The sequence below is a fragment of the Ruegeria sp. YTSC192 genome, assembly GCF_059609705.1.
Genome location: NZ_JBXWMG010000010.1, coordinates 25627 through 40584, shown reverse-complemented (window position 1 = coordinate 40584; position 14958 = coordinate 25627). Strand labels below are relative to the sequence as shown.

General features: G+C 57.0%; 15 protein-coding genes and 2 pseudogenes. 11 read left to right on the top strand and 6 right to left on the bottom strand.

All coding sequences use genetic code 11. The features are described from left to right. The first annotated feature begins 37 nt into the window (after positions 1–37). Positions 38–1021 (top strand): GlxA family transcriptional regulator, encoded by a 984-nt coding sequence (locus tag AC2FD8_RS14540; RefSeq protein WP_496857354.1) that lies wholly within the window; start codon positions 38–40, stop codon positions 1019–1021. Between the two features lie 158 nt (positions 1022–1179). Here the strand turns inward: AC2FD8_RS14540 and AC2FD8_RS14535 are convergent. The 5 genes and pseudogenes from AC2FD8_RS14535 to AC2FD8_RS14515 form a co-directional block, all read right to left on the bottom strand. Next, positions 1180–1427, bottom strand: a pseudogene (locus tag AC2FD8_RS14535) (succinate--CoA ligase subunit alpha); the annotation flags it as partial. Positions 1428–1460: 33 nt separating this feature from the next. Next, entirely contained in the window at positions 1461–2144 is a 684-nt protein-coding gene (locus AC2FD8_RS14530) for a GntR family transcriptional regulator (protein ID WP_496857356.1), read from the bottom strand. Positions 2145–2251: 107 nt separating this feature from the next. Further along, a complete protein-coding gene (locus tag AC2FD8_RS14525; RefSeq protein ID WP_496857358.1) occupies positions 2252–2974 on the bottom strand; it encodes an NAD(P)-binding domain-containing protein in 723 nt (240 codons plus the stop codon). Between the two features lie 47 nt (positions 2975–3021). Beyond that, complete coding sequence (locus AC2FD8_RS14520; protein WP_496857360.1) at positions 3022–3714, bottom strand: GntR family transcriptional regulator; 693 nt, start codon at positions 3712–3714, stop codon at positions 3022–3024. A gap of 46 nt (positions 3715–3760) precedes the next feature. Beyond that, complete coding sequence (locus AC2FD8_RS14515) at positions 3761–4516, bottom strand: maleate cis-trans isomerase family protein (RefSeq protein ID WP_496857362.1); 756 nt, start codon at positions 4514–4516, stop codon at positions 3761–3763. A 144-nt stretch (positions 4517–4660) separates the two neighbouring features. Here AC2FD8_RS14515 and dctP point away from each other — a divergent pair, with 144 nt between their 5' ends. From dctP to AC2FD8_RS14475, 8 genes are all read left to right on the top strand, one after another. Next, complete coding sequence (gene dctP / locus AC2FD8_RS14510; protein WP_496857364.1) at positions 4661–5665, top strand: TRAP transporter substrate-binding protein DctP; 1005 nt, start codon at positions 4661–4663, stop codon at positions 5663–5665. A 68-nt stretch (positions 5666–5733) separates the two neighbouring features. Next, positions 5734–6345, top strand: a complete 612-nt coding sequence (locus tag AC2FD8_RS14505) for a TRAP transporter small permease (protein WP_496857366.1) — start codon at positions 5734–5736, stop codon at positions 6343–6345. Between the two features lies 1 nt (position 6346). Further along, positions 6347–7642 (top strand): TRAP transporter large permease, encoded by a 1296-nt coding sequence (locus AC2FD8_RS14500; RefSeq protein WP_496857368.1) that lies wholly within the window; start codon positions 6347–6349, stop codon positions 7640–7642. 69 nt (positions 7643–7711) lie between these two features. Next, positions 7712–8530: a phytanoyl-CoA dioxygenase family protein gene (locus tag AC2FD8_RS14495; protein WP_496857370.1), complete on the top strand. Its 819-nt coding sequence runs from the start codon at positions 7712–7714 to the stop codon at positions 8528–8530. 60 nt (positions 8531–8590) lie between these two features. Beyond that, positions 8591–9745: a M24 family metallopeptidase gene (locus AC2FD8_RS14490; protein WP_496857372.1), complete on the top strand. Its 1155-nt coding sequence runs from the start codon at positions 8591–8593 to the stop codon at positions 9743–9745. 11 nt (positions 9746–9756) lie between these two features. Next, positions 9757–10926 carry a M24 family metallopeptidase gene (locus AC2FD8_RS14485; protein WP_496857374.1) on the top strand — a complete coding sequence of 390 codons (1170 nt, stop codon included), beginning with the start codon at positions 9757–9759 and terminating at the stop codon, positions 10924–10926. Positions 10927–10989: 63 nt separating this feature from the next. Then, on the top strand, positions 10990–11193 hold the full coding sequence (locus AC2FD8_RS14480) for a hypothetical protein (RefSeq protein WP_496857375.1): 204 nt from the start codon (positions 10990–10992) through the stop codon (positions 11191–11193). A 5-nt stretch (positions 11194–11198) separates the two neighbouring features. Continuing rightward, the gene (locus tag AC2FD8_RS14475; RefSeq protein ID WP_496857377.1) at positions 11199–12605 is read left to right on the top strand and encodes an amidase; all 1407 of its coding nucleotides are present in this window, start codon (positions 11199–11201) and stop codon (positions 12603–12605) included. A gap of 35 nt (positions 12606–12640) precedes the next feature. Here AC2FD8_RS14475 and AC2FD8_RS14470 read toward each other — a convergent pair. Continuing rightward, positions 12641–13324: pseudogene (locus AC2FD8_RS14470) on the bottom strand (transposase); the annotation flags it as partial. A gap of 208 nt (positions 13325–13532) precedes the next feature. On the opposite strand from AC2FD8_RS14470, the gene argE reads away from it, so the two are divergent. Both argE and AC2FD8_RS14460 read left to right on the top strand, forming a co-directional pair. Next, positions 13533–14681, top strand: a complete 1149-nt coding sequence (gene argE, locus AC2FD8_RS14465) for an acetylornithine deacetylase (RefSeq protein ID WP_496857379.1) — start codon at positions 13533–13535, stop codon at positions 14679–14681. A gap of 43 nt (positions 14682–14724) precedes the next feature. Continuing rightward, the gene (locus AC2FD8_RS14460; protein ID WP_496857381.1) at positions 14725–14949 is read left to right on the top strand and encodes a hypothetical protein; all 225 of its coding nucleotides are present in this window, start codon (positions 14725–14727) and stop codon (positions 14947–14949) included. Positions 14950–14958: the final 9 nt, after the last annotated feature.

The window sequence follows — 14958 nt, the reverse complement described above, 5'->3', positions numbered from 1 at the left end:
GGAACAAACGATACATTTCTCGTCAGGAGGAATACTTTTGTCGTCATTCCCGCATGAGCATTTCGAGTTCTTGTTGTTGGACGGGTTTTCCAACATGGTTCTGGCCAGCGCGCTGGAGCCGTTGCGGGACGTCAAGATGCGCGCGCTCTACGCCAGTCCGGGTTGGGAGATCACCAGCCTGAACGGCGAACCCGTGGAAAGTTCGAGTGCGATACAGGTCTCTCCCAATCGGGCCTTCGACCCGACGAAAACGACCGGAACATTGGTCATCGTGGCCGGTTATCGCGTCCGGCAGCAGATCAACAAAGAGCTTCTGGTTGCGATCCGACAGGCCGTTCGGACCGCAAAGCGTGTTCTGGCTCTGGATACGGCGGCTTGGATTTTGGCCGAAGCCGGAGTTCTGGACGGGCACCAAGCCACGATTCACTGGCAAGAGCTTGATGCATTCCGCGAAAGCTTTCCCAAAGTAAACGTGTCCAGCGCCCGGTTTGTTCATTCCGGCCCGTTTCTGACCTGCGGAGGGGCCAGTACGGCGCTGGAACTTACACTTGACCTTATCCAGAGCCTGTTCGGCCCCGCCGCCGCGTTTGATGCATCGAATATGTTCATCTACGACCCCGCCCGCAAGTCCGAGCTAAAGCGCGGCTCGCAACTATTGCAGGACCGTGGGTCGCCGAAACTGCTGGACGCCCTGAATGTCATTGCCGAAAACGTCGAGACCCCGCTGACAACCTTTGAACTGGCCGAACGCGTCTCGCTATCTGAACGCAGCCTCAGCCGTGCGTTTGCAGATGAACTGGGGATGACGACCGGCAAATACTACAAGCTCTATCGTCTGCAACATGCGCGCTATCTGGCACAGGAAACGCGACTGAGTGTCGAGCAGATCTCCCTGCGATGCGGGTTCTCCTGCGCTTCGGCACTGGGGCGATCGTTCATCCGAGAATTCGGCCGCCCGATCAGCGCCTTTCGCCCACAAAACCGAAATGGGCCGTCCGATGGGACAGCCCGCTCTGTCTAACGCTTGGCCTATCACGCAGCGGCGATCTGACCTACCTTTTCAACCAGCACCTCCGTCTGCCGGATCTTCGATCTGAGTGACCAGCATGTCGACGGCATAGACGTCTGTGGCAGTTCCAACTTTGGGGATCATGATCAGGCCCAGCCGTTCGCCTGCCTGTGGTTGCGGATGAACTCAGCTGCTTCGGCCTCCTGCGGACCACCGATCTCACCGATCATGGCGATGATGTGGGTGCCCTTACCGTCTTGGAAACGCTGCAGAATATCCTTGAAGGATGAGCCGTTGATCGGGTCGCCGTCGATGCCAACGCTGGTCGAGACACCTATGCCCGCTCTTTCAACTGCGCGGCAGCCTCATAGCCCATCGTCCCTGAGCGACCGATGATGCCAACATTGCCCGGCAGGTAAGATTGCGACAGATCCAGGCTGGACCCTCAGAGTCATTTCGGTTGGGTCAACAGGTATTCTTCAATCGACTGGAAGCCATAACCGATGTGGATTCTCTGCAAATACCCGACCGCTGCGATGTCCTGATGTTCTAGCGCAGTCAACATATCGGATGTCTCGCTGATCAAGGCATCATATGCTTCTGATCCCACCAGTTGCTCCATTCGATGCCAAACACTGGTCGCCTGAAAATACGCCTGATTCCAAAACTCGCGCAGAGACTCGTTTCCGATCAAGGACAAAATCAGCGCCTGCAGGCGCTGGTTCAGTTTCACGAACTCCTGAGAATCCAACTGTTCCCTCAGCCTCAGCGCGCTTTGATGAATCGAGCGGATTTCTTCCTGATGATGGATTTCTATCGTGACAGGTGACAACTCTCCGATCAGGCTGGCCAGCACCATCCGCATTTCATAAAGGTGACGAATGCGTTCATCCGAAAGCTCAATGACGATTGTCCCGACGCCATTGCGCGTTTCGACCAGCCCCAAATGGCCGATACGTTGGAGCGCATCCCGAACCGGTGTTCTGCTCACTCCAAATTCATTGGCCAGCGCGGATTCCTTCAACTGATCCCCCGAACGATAATGCGCAAAGCAGATACGTTCCAGGATTTGCTCCTGAATATGATCTACTGTGGCTTTCGTTGGTGCATCGGTTTGTTGTTCAGCGGTGGTCAATATCTCGAACCTTCTATGTTAGCTGAATTTGATTTTGACCGCTGATCGGATTTCTTTCAACATTATCACTTGCCGGGGGCTGCCGCGAGGGCACCGCCGCTTTGGTGTCAGAGATCAGACAAACCCGCATTCAGGTTCTCAAGGAGCCCTTTCGCCTCCATATGCTGGCGCAATCGTTGATTGTAACCTCCGGGTGTGTTCAGCGATTGAAGAAGGTTCCGGCAATCCGGCGTGGAAAGCAGGCTGGACCCGACCAGGGTGCGCAGGAAGGCTTCGCCTTGTTCGGCATCCTGCACCTGTTGACCCAGCCAGTCACCGGCCCCCTGAACCATCAGAACAGCCGGAGACAAAACAGCCTGTGCTGCCAGATAAGCCGCCAGTTCAGTGTCGGAATTCATCTGAAAGACCCGATTTCGCATACCAAATAGTTCATCGATGAGTGTTGTGTCGCCAAGAACCAGAATCGGTGATCCCCCGACAGCAATTCCCGGAAAAGGGATCATGTTTGCCACCGTACGCGCCGGGGCGGTCATTGCCCCCAACTCCTCCAATGAGGGGCCGGACATCAGAGAGATGACCTGTTGGTCAGCGCGGAATTCAAGCTGTTCAAGTGCGGGCTTCGCCTGATCCGCCATCATACCCAGAAAAACGACATCGCTGGCTTCGATCACGCCCTGATTGTCCGCCACATCCACATTCGGAAATCTCTGCGTCAGCGCGCCAGAGTGTGTTTCACCCCGACGGGAAACCGTGATCTGGTGGCCATCGGTGGCCATTCCTTCGACGACCGCTCTTGCAATTGTGCCTGTTCCGATAACGCCAATGCGCATGGGGTTTTCTCCTGTTTTAGGGCCACTGAAACATTCGTTCAGGGGGTTTAACCTGCGGGTTCCCTTGTGTTTTCAAGCAGATGCCTGCGTATGATGCGATAGCCGTATCCGATATGAATCCGCTGCATGTAACCAACTGCCGCTATGTCCTTCTGCTCCAGTGCAACAAGCAGGTCGTTGGTTTCAATCACCAGCGCATCATAAACTTCCTGCCCTACGGATCTCTCCATTCGGTGCCAGACGCTAGACGCCTGAAAATGCGCTTGGCTCCAGAATTCCCGAAGGATCGAGTTTCCGATCAGGGAGCCGATCAATGTCTGCAACCGTTGGTTCAGAACAACGAATTCTTGCGAGTCGGGATTTTCAGAAAGCTCGCGGGCGTGTCGAGAGATCCAGCGCGCCTCGTCACAATGTTCTTGTGTGATACGGGCGGGGGACAGCTCTCCTATTTGTGTCGCCAGCGTCATCCGGGCCTCATAAAGATGCCGGATGCGTTCGTCGGAGAGTTTGATGACGACAGTCCCAACCCCGTTCCGGGTCTCGACCAGCCCCAGATGCCCGATCCGGGCGAGGGCGTCGCGCACTGGCGTTCGGCTGACGCCGAACTCTTTCGCCAGTGCGGCTTCTTTCAGTTGTTCGTCGGGGCGGTAGTGGGCACAGCAGATGCGCTGCAGAATTTGGTGCTGAATCTGGTCAACGGTCAGTTTGCTTCGTGATTCGATTCGTTGTGCCGATGTCACCGAATTCTCCGCCCTTTGATGATCACATTGACTTGATGACGCATGCTCAGAACTCTTTTAGCAGTCGCCCATATCCGGGTATCTGATCCGTGATGCCCGCTTTCCTGAGAACATCCCAGCCCATCGCCTGATTCGAGCAGATCACGGGTTTGCCGACGGTTTCCTCGATCTGTTCGACGACATCGACAGATCGCAGGGCACCACAGCTGATGAAGATCGCTTCGGCGTCATCCGAATCCACCGACAGCGCCAGTTGCTTGATGGCTTCTGGTCGAACACGGATCATGTCGCTGTCACGCTCAAGGTTCAGACCCCGAATTTCGGTGACCTCGAATCCGCGATCTTCGAGGTATTCCTTTTCCTCGAGATTGACCTCGTCCAGATAGGGGGTGCACACGGCAACTTTCTTAACACCCATTGTGGTCAAGGCATTGATTACTGCCGTGATCAGCGACGAAGCAACAGCGTTGGGGGCACCTTTGTTCAGTTCCTCAAACACCTTGTCTTCGCCCAAAACCAGACTGCCGGATGTACAGGCATAGCTAACCACGTCGATGCTGCCGTCTGGCAGAAGGGTCGATGCCGCACGCGCAAGATCCGGGCCCACGTTGGTCAGGCTTTCGACGGTGATGCTGTCAGGGATGGAAACGCGGGCAAAATGTGCGCCGACCCCTTTGGGCATCATAGCCATCATATCGTCTTCGATTGTCTGTTCAGTGGCCAGCAGGACAAAACCGATCTTGGCCCGGTTGTGCCGACCTTGATCAAAAAGTTCGCCGGCAATCGAATTCTCAAGCTGCATGCATCTATGACCTTTTTTATGGCTTTGCTCACGTTTGAAACAATGATTGACATAAAGCTGCATACAGGTCAATTATCCTATCAGCCTGCGGGGGGTCACCTTCAAAGCAGGCACAGTTCGCATCTAAGGGAGGTATCTTAGCAAATGCAGATATCCAAAATTCTGAAAACCGGTGCTGTAGCACTCGGCTTTGCCGGGTTCGCCGCGTCGAGCTCTTCTGCCCAGGACATCATCCTCGGCCACGTCATGGACCAGGAGCACATCTTCCACAAAGTGTCCGAACAGTTCATGGAACGCCTGGACGAGCTGTCCGGTGGCACCATGTCGGTTTCCTATCACCCCGGTGGTGATCTGGGCGACTGGACATCGATCGTCGAGCAGGTTGCACAGGGCGCCGTTCAGATGACCATGTCCTGGAACCACTCGGAACTGGACCCGCGCTGGGACGTTTCGACCCTGGGCTACATCGCCAACGACTGGGAGCAGGGCAAGGAAGTTTATGGTCCCGGTTCGACCATGAACGAAGTCTACAACGGCATCATGAACGATCTGGGCATGGAGTTGCTGGGCACCATCCCGACCGACTTCACTGGATACGTTGTTCGTAAGGGCGTCGATGTCCCTGTGAACTTCCCCGAAGATTCCGAAGGCTTCAAAATGCGCGTTCCGGGTCAGCCTCTGGCGATCGAACGCTACAAGGCAACCGGTTTCTCGGCTGTGCCCATGGCATTCTCGGAAGTCCACACTGCCTTGCAGACCGGCGCCATCGACGGCCGTGCCTATTCGCCGCCATCCGAAGTTCTGCTGTTCAAAGACGTGCTGAGCGCCTACGTGTTCACCCGCGAAAACTTTGAGCACACCTTCTGGACCGCCAACAAGCGCTGGTTCGACGGTCTGACCGAAGAACAGCAGGGCTGGGTTAAAGAAGCAGCAAACGAAGCTGTGACCTGGGCTTGGGCAAACGCAGAAGCGGAAAGCCCGAAGTGGTTTGCGCAGATCGAAGAAGCAGGCATCGAAGTTGTCGAGCTGAGCCCTGAGCAGCTGGAAAACTATCGCTCTAAGATTGTTGCTGTCGAATATCCCTACATGGAAGGGATCATCGGCGCAGAAATCATGGGCGAAATCAAGAAAGCCGCAGGCGTGGAATAACGCCACCACTCACGAACACGCGCAAGGTCCGCCTTGCGCGTGTTTTCTTTTAAGGGACGGGAGGAAAAATGACCAAGGACATCTTACATACGGACAGCCTGGATGACATCCTGGTGCCGTCACCGATCATACCGGTGCCAGCGCCCGAGGATCGAGATCAGCCCGTTTATCGCGGCCTAGGAGGTCTGTACACCATCGAGGCCAAAGTGGCATGGCTGATGCGTGTCGTCATGTTCGTAGCTATGATTGCACTGGGTTTGGTCATGGCATCGCAGGTTTTCATGCGATATGTCATCTCTTCCCCGTTTCTGGGCATCGAAGAAATGGCGCCGATGCTGGCGCTGTGGATCTACTTCATCGGCATGGCCTATTGCACGCGCGAGCGTGACCACATCGAAGGCGGTGTGATGTCGCTGGTCTTCAAGAACCGCTCGACACTACTGGCGTTCCGGCTGTTCGGTTCGGTTGTCTGCCTGATCGCACTGGTGGTCTTTGCCAAATTCGCCTGGGACTTTGCATCGTTCAACCTGTCTTTGAACCGCAAGAGTTCGTACATGAAACTGCCGAAATACATGTGGGACTTCAGCATGATCTTTGGCTTCGCCCTGACGATTTTCTACATGGTACTTCAAATTTTCCTCGAAGCGCGCGCGCTTTTGACAGGTAAAGGGGGCGAATGAGATGACGCTGTTTTTCCTCGCCATCGCCATCGTTATCTTCCTGCTGCTGATCGAAGTGCCTGTTGGCTTTGCTTTCGGTATCGGTGCACTGACTTTCGGATATCTGCAAGGCTCGGACGTATCGTTCCACACCGGGGCCGGATACTCGCAGGTTAACGCGTTCTCGCTGCTGGCCATCCCCCTGTTCGTTCTGTCTGGCACGCTGATGGGTGCGTCGGGCATCTCTGAACGACTGCTGGATTTCGTCAACTCTTTCGTCGGACGCACCAAGGGTGGTCTGGGTGCTGTGACCGTTGTGACCTGCGCGCTGTTCGGCGCAATCTCGGGTTCGGCTTCCGCCGCAATCGCGGCCATCGGCAAGATCATGGTTCCGCGCATGATCAAGGAAGGCTACCCCCCCGGTCACGCGACCGCGCTGGTGGCTGTGTCTTCGGTGCTTGCGCTGATGATCCCACCCAGCATTCCGATGATTGTTTTTGCGATCGCGATCCGCGAATCCGTGGCCAAGGCCTTTCTGGCGACCATGGGCCCCGGCATCATGCTGGCGATCATCTATTGCGCACTGAACTTCTGGTTCCTGCGCAAGAACACCACGATCACCGTTGCTGAATCGCTGACCTTTGGCGAGACCGTCAAAGAGATCGGCAAGACCGGTAAACGTGCCAGCCTTGCGATCATCATGCCGGTGATCATTCTGGGCGGCATCTACAGCGGTATCGCCACACCGACCGAGGCGGGCTCGATGGCGCTGGTCTACACGCTGGCCGTTGGTATGCTGATCTACCGCACGCTGCCGTTCAACAAGCTGTTTGAATCGACCGTCGAAGCGGCCCGTCTGACCGGCGCGATCCTGATGGTGTTGTTCTTCCTGTTCATCATGAGCCGGGGCATGGTTCTGGCCAAGGTGCCGACACAGTTTGCCGACCTGCTGCTGACCATCTCGGACAACAAGATCGTTATCCTGCTGCTGATCAACCTGCTGCTGCTGATCATGGGCATGATCATCGACGACGTGTCGGGTGGTGTTCTGGCGGCGATCATCCTGCTGCCGGTAACGCAGAAGATCGGTCTGGACCCGATCCATTTTGCGGCCATCGTGGGCACCAACCTGGGTCTGGGCAACGTCTCGCCGCCCTGTGCGCCGCTGCTCTACATGGCGGGTGGGGTCACGCGACAACCGCTGTCGACCTATGTGGGACCGACCATGAAGTTCCTGCTGCTGGGTCACCTGCCGATGGTCTTTATCGTGACCTTCGTTCCGCCGGTTGCCCTGTTCCTGCCGGGACTTCTTGACTGACCAAGTTGCCCGCCTTTCGGGGCGGGCACCTGTTAATACGCTTGCACCACCCCCCTCTGGAGAAGATCGATGCTGTCACCTGCTCAAGTCCAAACCTACGAAGAAGACGGGGTCGTGGTTCTGCGCGACGTCTTCTCGCAGGATTGGCTGAGCGTGGTGCGTAGCTCGATCGACTTCGGTCGTGCAAATCCGGGGCCAATGTATCTGGACTATTCCAAGGATACCAAGCCCGGAACCTATTGCACCGATATGTGGATCTGGCGTGAAAACGAATACATGAAGGATTTCATGTTCAACTCTCCCGCCGCGCAACTGGCGGGTGATGCAATGCAATCTGACTCGGTAGCGTTGATCACCGACAACTGGATGGTGCGTGAGGCGGGCGCAGTCAATCGCGCGCCTTGGCATCATGACAACCCGTATTTTGACGTCAGCGGCAAATGGTGTGTCCTATGGATGGGGCTGGAACCTGTCGGCAAGGGTGGCGGCGTTGTGTTCCTGAAAGGATCGCACAAATGGGGCCGCAAGTTCATGCCGCTTAGCTTTGCGGGCACTGGACAGAAGGCACCAACCCAGGATGGCTATGAGCCGACACCTGATTTCAGCGCCCAGATGGATCAATACGAGGTGCTGGAATACGAACTGGCGCCGGGTGATTGCCTGATATTCGACTCTCGTACTTTGCATGGTGCACCGAACCCGGTGCCGCCATCTGAAACCGTCAACCGCCTGACCATGCGGTTCGCGCAGGGCGATGCCCTGTTCGAAAAGCGCGGCAGTTGGACGGACGAACAAACCGACTACTGGGAAGCCCATGGCATGCGCGAAGGCAGGCCATTGGTCGAAGGCAGTCTGTTGCCCATGCTCTGGCAGCGAAACGCTGCCTGAGATTCACCCCGCTTTCGGCCTCCGTGTCGGACCGAAGGCACTTTTTAAGGATTAAGGCACATGCTTGAACACGCAAAACAGAGAACGATTGAACTTCAGGCCCGCATGAAAGAGGCGGGTATTCAGAAGGCTGTGTTTACCGACGAAAGCTCGATGGCGTATCTGGCCGGTTTCTGGGGCTATCTGGGGATTGAGTTCGGGCGTCCGTCGATGCTGGTGGTGGACGCGGATGATGCGCCTGTCGTCATCACTCCGCTGATGGAATCCGAAATGGTCGGCGCGATGACCTGGGTCGAGGACGTGCGCACCTGGGAAGATATCGGGCAGCGCACCTGGGGCCGGGCTTTGGCTGGTGCATTGGGTGAAAACCCGTCCGAGATCTGGGTTGAAAAGGGCTCGATCCCGGCGATCGTCCGCAACCATCTGGATGAGACCTATGCGGGCGTGCCGCTCAAGGACATCTCGCCGGTGCTGGGCGCGATGCGCACCATCAAGTCGCCGCTTGAGATCGAAGTGATGAAGCAGGCCGGTGAAATCGCGGGTGCGATGATGCTGGCGGCGCATAACTCGCTGAAGGAAGGCGCGCAGGAATATGAAAGCGCGCTGGCCGTGATTGATGCCGGTTCGCGCAAAGCGGCTGGTTTCCTGACCGACAAGGGCTGGGACAGCTTCGTGTCGCCGATGATCCACAACCTGCAGATCGTTCAAAGCGGCAAGAAAACCTCGATGGTGCATGGTCGTGCCAGCGTGAAAGCCTATGAAAAGTTCGATCCGGTCTATTTCTGCTTCTGCAACATGGCGCAGTTCAAGCAGTACAAGCTGGGCTTTGACCGCATGTTCCACGTCGGTGACGTCAAGGATCTGGACCGCGAAGTGCAGCAGGCGGCAATCGATGCGCAGCAGGCCGCGATCAACTCGATCCGTCCGGGTATTTTGGCCGAGGACGTCGCCGCTGCTGCGAACGAAGTCTATCAAGAGCGTGGCTACGAGACCGGCTATCGCACCGGCCGCTCCATCGGCGTTGCCTATCTGGAAGCGCCCGAGCTGAAAGCAGGCGACAAGACCGTGCTGCAGCCGGGCATGACCTTTGCTGTTGATGGCGGTATTTCGGTTGACGGTGTTACTGCTGGCCGGATCGGTGACTCGGTCGTCGTGACCGAAACCGGGTTCGAGTACATCACCAACTATCCCCGCGAAATCCTGCTCAGCAAGTAAGGGCGCGCTTGATGAAAGACATGATCATGAATTCCATGCCTTTTCCTGCGGAAGAACTGAAGGCACGCGTTGACCGCGCGTGCCAGGTTCTGGCGGAAAACAATCTGGACGGTATCCTGATCTCGGTTCCCGAAAGCATCTATTACCTGACCGGCATGGATCACTGGGGCTTTTTTGCCGCTCATGTCGTGATCCTGAACCGCAATGGTGAGATGGGTCTGGCCTGCCGCGCGATGGAAAAGATCACCTATGACAATCAGGTGAACAACGCCGCGTTCTATGGTCACAAAGACCATGAGGAACTGTCGGATTACGTGCATCAGGCGATGAAAGACCTGGGGATCATGGGCGGGCGCGTCGGTATCGAAAAGCGCAGCCTGTTCCTGACCCCGCGCCATGCCGAGCGGATTCAGGACGACGGCGCCGGTACGCAATGGAGCGACGCCTCGGGTCTGATCGACGATATCCGTCTGGTCAAATCGCCGCTTGAGATGGACTACACCCGCAAAGCCGCCCGCGCCGCCGATCTGGGCACGCTGGCCGCGATTGAGGCCGTGCGCGATGGCGCGTCGGACTATGAAATCTCGGCCGCATATCACAACAAGATGATCCTTGAGGGCAGCGAATATCCGGGTTTCGGCCCGTTCTTCCGCCCCACCACCCGTCTGGGTGAGGAGCACACCACATGGCGCGGTGACACGTTCGGCAATGGCGATGCGGTGTTCATGGAAACCTGCGCGGCGTATCGCAAGTATCAGGCACCGATGGGCCGTCTGGTCTATGTCGGTGACGCGCCCGATGGGGCCTATGAGTCCGCCGAACTGGCCATTCGCGGCATGAAGGCCATCTGCGAGGCGCTCAAGCCCGGCAACAAGGCGGGCGACGCCTATGATGCATGGCGTGAGGTCGCGTGCAGTGCCGGTCTGAACGACTATCACCGCCACCATTGCGGCTATCTGGTCGGCATCGGCTTCCCGCCCAGCTGGACCGGTGGTTCGATGGTCACGTCGCTGTTCCCGAACTCGGAACGCCCGATCGAGGTCGGCATGGTGGTGCACGCGCATTCGTGGTTCACCAACACCGATGTCACGGACTATTTCATCTCGAACACCGTCATGGTGACCGAGAATGGCGGCGAAGTGCTGACCAATCAAACGCCGGAAACCCTGATCCTGCGCTAAGACATCATGGCGCGCCGTATCGGGCGCGCCATCTACTCTGGACTATTTTGCCTGAGAACCCACATGGAAAAACTGACCAAACCGACGCTGACAGGGATCTGCAGCCAGATGGCATCGCATGATTTTCGCGATGCCGAGATCAACGAACTTGTCGACCCGCAGCTGGGCATCATCACCGGGTTTCAGGACCTGCTGGATGAGCTGGAAGTGCTGCGCAAGATCGACCTGGGAACAACACCGCCCGCCCTGACCGTGCAGAAACGATAAGACCGATGACCACCGAGATTGCTTTTGACACCGTGCGCGGCCTGAAAAACAGGCTGACTGCCGGGGATATCACCCCCTCTGAACTGGTTGGTGTGTTTGCCGACCGTATCGCGCAGCACAATGACCGCTCCAAGGCGTTCATCACCGTCACGGACGACACCGCCCGCACCGATGCCGCCGGTTTGAGCGCTGATGATCTGGCCGCATCCCCATTCGCGGGCATTCCTTATGCCTCGAAAGACCTGTTCGACGTTCAGGGGGTTCTGACCTCGGCCGGATCGCGGGTTTTCCATGACCGCATCGCCACCGAGGACGCCTTTGCCATCGCGCAAATGCGCGCCGCCAAGGCCGTCAGCCTTGGCAAGACCAACCTCCACGAATTCGCCTATGGCGCAACCGGCGAGAACGAGGTCTATGGCACCTGCGTCAACGCCTATGATCCGAGCCGTTTGGCAGGGGGTTCCTCATCGGGGTCAGCTGCCGCAGTGGCCTTTGGTCTGGTGCCCGCGGCGCTTGGTACTGATACCGGCGGATCGGTTCGCGCGCCTGCCGCGTTGAACGGTCTGGTCGGGCTGAAACCCACGATTGGCCGCGTGCCCACCACCGGAGTCGTGCCCTATTGCTGGACGCTGGATCATGTCGGCCTGATGACCCGCGATGTGGCGGATTGCGCTGATTTTCTTGGTATCGTGGCGGGTTATGACTCTCGCGATCCGGGCGCGCAGAATATCCCTGTCGACAATTATGCCGACGCGCTGAATCAGGATATCACGGGCCTGCGCATCGGTATTCCGGCCAATTTCTACTATGAGCGTACCGATCCGGAAATTCTGGCCGCGATGGAGCAGGTCAAATCCTTCCTCAGCGCCCAAGGTGCCACACTGGTTCCGGTCACCTTCCCTGATTTGGAACACAGCCGCGCGGTGTCGCTGACCGTACAGATGCCCGAAGCGCTGAGCGCGCATTCCGCCTACATGCAGGATCGCGGCGACCTCTATGGGCAGGATTTTCGCGCAGGACTGGCGTTGGGTCAGACCCTGCTGGCCGAGCATTACGTGCGCGCCAAGCGGTTCGTGGAAATGTACCGGCAGGAAACCAATGCGCTGTTCGACGATGTGGATTTGATCCTGACCCCGGCGGCACCGGAAATCGCACAGAAGGTCGGCACCGTGAAAACCACGCGCGACGGTGTGGACGAAGCCGTCGGCAACGCCATCACCCGCTTTACCACTTTCTTCAACATGTCCGGCCACCCGGCGCTGACCATGCCCTGCGCCATGCATTCCGAAGGTCTGCCCATCGCGTTGCAACTGGTCGGTCGGTATTTCGAGGAAAGCATGGTGATCCGCGCGGCGCACACTATCGAACGGAATGAGGCGTTCTCGATCCCATTGCCGAAGGTTGATGTCTGATCACGGCTCTATGACACTGGCAAGCACTGCGATCTCTAAAATCGGTAGGCTTTGTTGCCCCAATCGGAGTGCGGTCGGACTTCGCTTTTCGCCGGACAGACTTGTCCTACGACCTCTGTGATGGGTATGCCAAGCGTGGGCACGGCAACGCGGACTTGGATCTCTGCGACCTAGCGGTCGAAGTCCCGCGCCATGCCCCGCCCGGCAACACATTCGCAGAATGTGTGAGAAGACGCAGAATGTGTGAGAAGAGGGCTTTGCCCCAGCAGCTTCATGCAATGCATCTTTGTTTCGACCCGGCTCCGGTGGTGATAGCCGCTCCATCGCCGTCAGATAGCCTGACCGAGGTATCGCGAGGCATTGACGGCCTCGTTCCGGGCGATGGCCCCGGCGCTCGTGGGTTTCCACAGTTTTGCATTCTTTCTCGGAGGGATGACGGCATGAGCGCCGCGGGCGACAATCGCGTCATGGCATTTCCGAGTGTCGTAGGCCCCATCAGCAGTCATTGACCCGATAGCCTGATCAGGGGGGATTTGGTCAAGCAATTCTGGCAACATGGGCGCGTCGTCAACATTGCTGGTGGTGACCTCGACCGCCTGCACTACAGCATTCCAATCGCCTTCGCCCTCTGCCTTGATACCCGTGCTGTCAATCAAAAGGTCTAGCGGGCCGGTGCTGCCGCGATAGGGCCGGTTCACCTTCAGTGTCTTCTGGCCCCGCTCGGCAGATTTGCGATGCAAATCGCCTGCCGGGCAATGGGGCGGCACGAAAACAGAACAGGTCCAGATCGCACCCGGCCTGTGGCGTTAGATAAGGCCTGTCCTAAGTACCGCTTAGCCAAATTGACCTTGGGTTGGGGCTGTTTCGAACTACCCTGCTTTGCAGAGAACACCGGACCGATTCTCGGTACGAAGGAGTACAAAGCCTATGAGCAGGACACTCGAAATCCTGGACAAACTGATAAGTTTTGACACTGTATCGGCGAAGTCAAATCTCGAAATGGTCAATTGGATCGAGAACTTTCTGAAATCCAACGGTTTTAGCGTTCAGCGTATTCCATCGCCATGCGGCACCAAGGCCGGATTGTTCGCGCAACTTGGTCCAACAGGAAAGGGTGTGCTGCTGTCGGCACATACGGATGTGGTTCCGGTCGAAGGCCAGGATTGGAGCCGCAATCCGTTCCGGCTGACCCGGGAAGGCGACCGGCTGTTTGGTCGCGGTACCACTGACATGAAAGGTTATGTTGCCAGTGTTCTAGCGCTTGCGGAGAAAGCCAAGCGATCGAACCTTGCCGAACCGCTGAAGATCGCGTTGTCATACGATGAAGAAATAGGCTGCGTGGGCATACAACAGATGCTGGCGGCACTTGCACCGTTGCTCGGTCGTCCGCGCGCGTGCTTTGTTGGCGAGCCGACCGAAATGCAGGTCGCTATTGGTCACAAGGGTAAGGCAGCTTTACGCGCTGTTTGTCACGGTCAAAATGGCCACTCCGCACTAGCCCCACAATTTGTCAATGCGTTGCACATGGCCGGGGATTTCCTGTCGGAAATACGTGGTCTTCAGGATAATTATGCCCAAACCGGCGCACGAGATATGGCATATGCCGTTCCATACACGACTTTGCATGTTGGTAAACTTGCAGGTGGGATGGCGTTGAACATCGTACCTGATCAGGCTGAGCTTACCTTTGAATATCGCCACCTTGCTGCCGACAACGCAAAAGAAATTCTGAACCAGATCCAGGCGGCAGCAAAACGGGTAGAAGAGAATTTCAAACCTCTTTGGGCCGGTGCATTTATTGAGGTTGAACAATACAATGCCTATCCGGGTCTGGACGTTGATCCAGAAACGCCAGTTGTCGCATATGCACAGTCCCTCGCACGACAATTTGATATCACGAAGGTCGCCTTTGGAACCGAAGCCGGGTTTTTCGATGGGCTTGGCATACCCACCGTAGTGTGCGGCCCCGGTTCGATGGAAGGGCAGGGCCACAAGCCGGATGAATATCTTTCTCTGGACCAGCTCGCAGCGTGTGACGCGATGATGGATAGAATTCTGAGTGATTTGAGCCAATAAAAATGGAGGCAAACAGGTGTCGATGACCCCTTGTCTGCAAAAAATGGAACGTCAGCCCCTGGATCTATGGGGCCGACCTGAAGACATTGGGTCTGTCACAGTTGAGGGTGACGTAAAATGCTCGGACCGCTTTGATATCGTTAGCCCGGAGGATTCAATCTTCGGGGGCCAATACAGCGGCAAGCGCGGCACGTATCGCGCAACATATGAGTTTCATGAGCACGCCACATTGCTGGATGGTGAGGCCGCGCTGACCACAACGAAATGAGCGGGGAAA

What these genes read in the sequence shown, in the direction of transcription:
- AC2FD8_RS14525 (WP_496857358.1), bottom strand. Translation starts at nt 2,974, where the DNA reads ATGCGCATTGGCGTTATCGGAACAGGCACAATTGCAAGAGCGGTCGTC.
- AC2FD8_RS14495 (WP_496857370.1), top strand. Translation starts at nt 7,712, where the DNA reads ATGCTGTCACCTGCTCAAGTCCAAACCTACGAAGAAGACGGGGTCGTG.
- AC2FD8_RS14480 (WP_496857375.1), top strand. Translation starts at nt 10,990, where the DNA reads ATGGAAAAACTGACCAAACCGACGCTGACAGGGATCTGCAGCCAGATG.
- AC2FD8_RS14490 (WP_496857372.1), top strand. Translation starts at nt 8,591, where the DNA reads ATGCTTGAACACGCAAAACAGAGAACGATTGAACTTCAGGCCCGCATG.
- AC2FD8_RS14500 (WP_496857368.1), top strand. Translation starts at nt 6,347, where the DNA reads ATGACGCTGTTTTTCCTCGCCATCGCCATCGTTATCTTCCTGCTGCTG.
- AC2FD8_RS14505 (WP_496857366.1), top strand. Translation starts at nt 5,734, where the DNA reads ATGACCAAGGACATCTTACATACGGACAGCCTGGATGACATCCTGGTG.
- AC2FD8_RS14475 (WP_496857377.1), top strand. Translation starts at nt 11,199, where the DNA reads ATGACCACCGAGATTGCTTTTGACACCGTGCGCGGCCTGAAAAACAGG.
- argE (WP_496857379.1), top strand. Translation starts at nt 13,533, where the DNA reads ATGAGCAGGACACTCGAAATCCTGGACAAACTGATAAGTTTTGACACT.
- dctP (WP_496857364.1), top strand. Translation starts at nt 4,661, where the DNA reads ATGCAGATATCCAAAATTCTGAAAACCGGTGCTGTAGCACTCGGCTTT.
- AC2FD8_RS14515 (WP_496857362.1), bottom strand. Translation starts at nt 4,516, where the DNA reads ATGCAGCTTGAGAATTCGATTGCCGGCGAACTTTTTGATCAAGGTCGG.
- AC2FD8_RS14485 (WP_496857374.1), top strand. Translation starts at nt 9,757, where the DNA reads ATGAAAGACATGATCATGAATTCCATGCCTTTTCCTGCGGAAGAACTG.
- AC2FD8_RS14460 (WP_496857381.1), top strand. Translation starts at nt 14,725, where the DNA reads ATGGAACGTCAGCCCCTGGATCTATGGGGCCGACCTGAAGACATTGGG.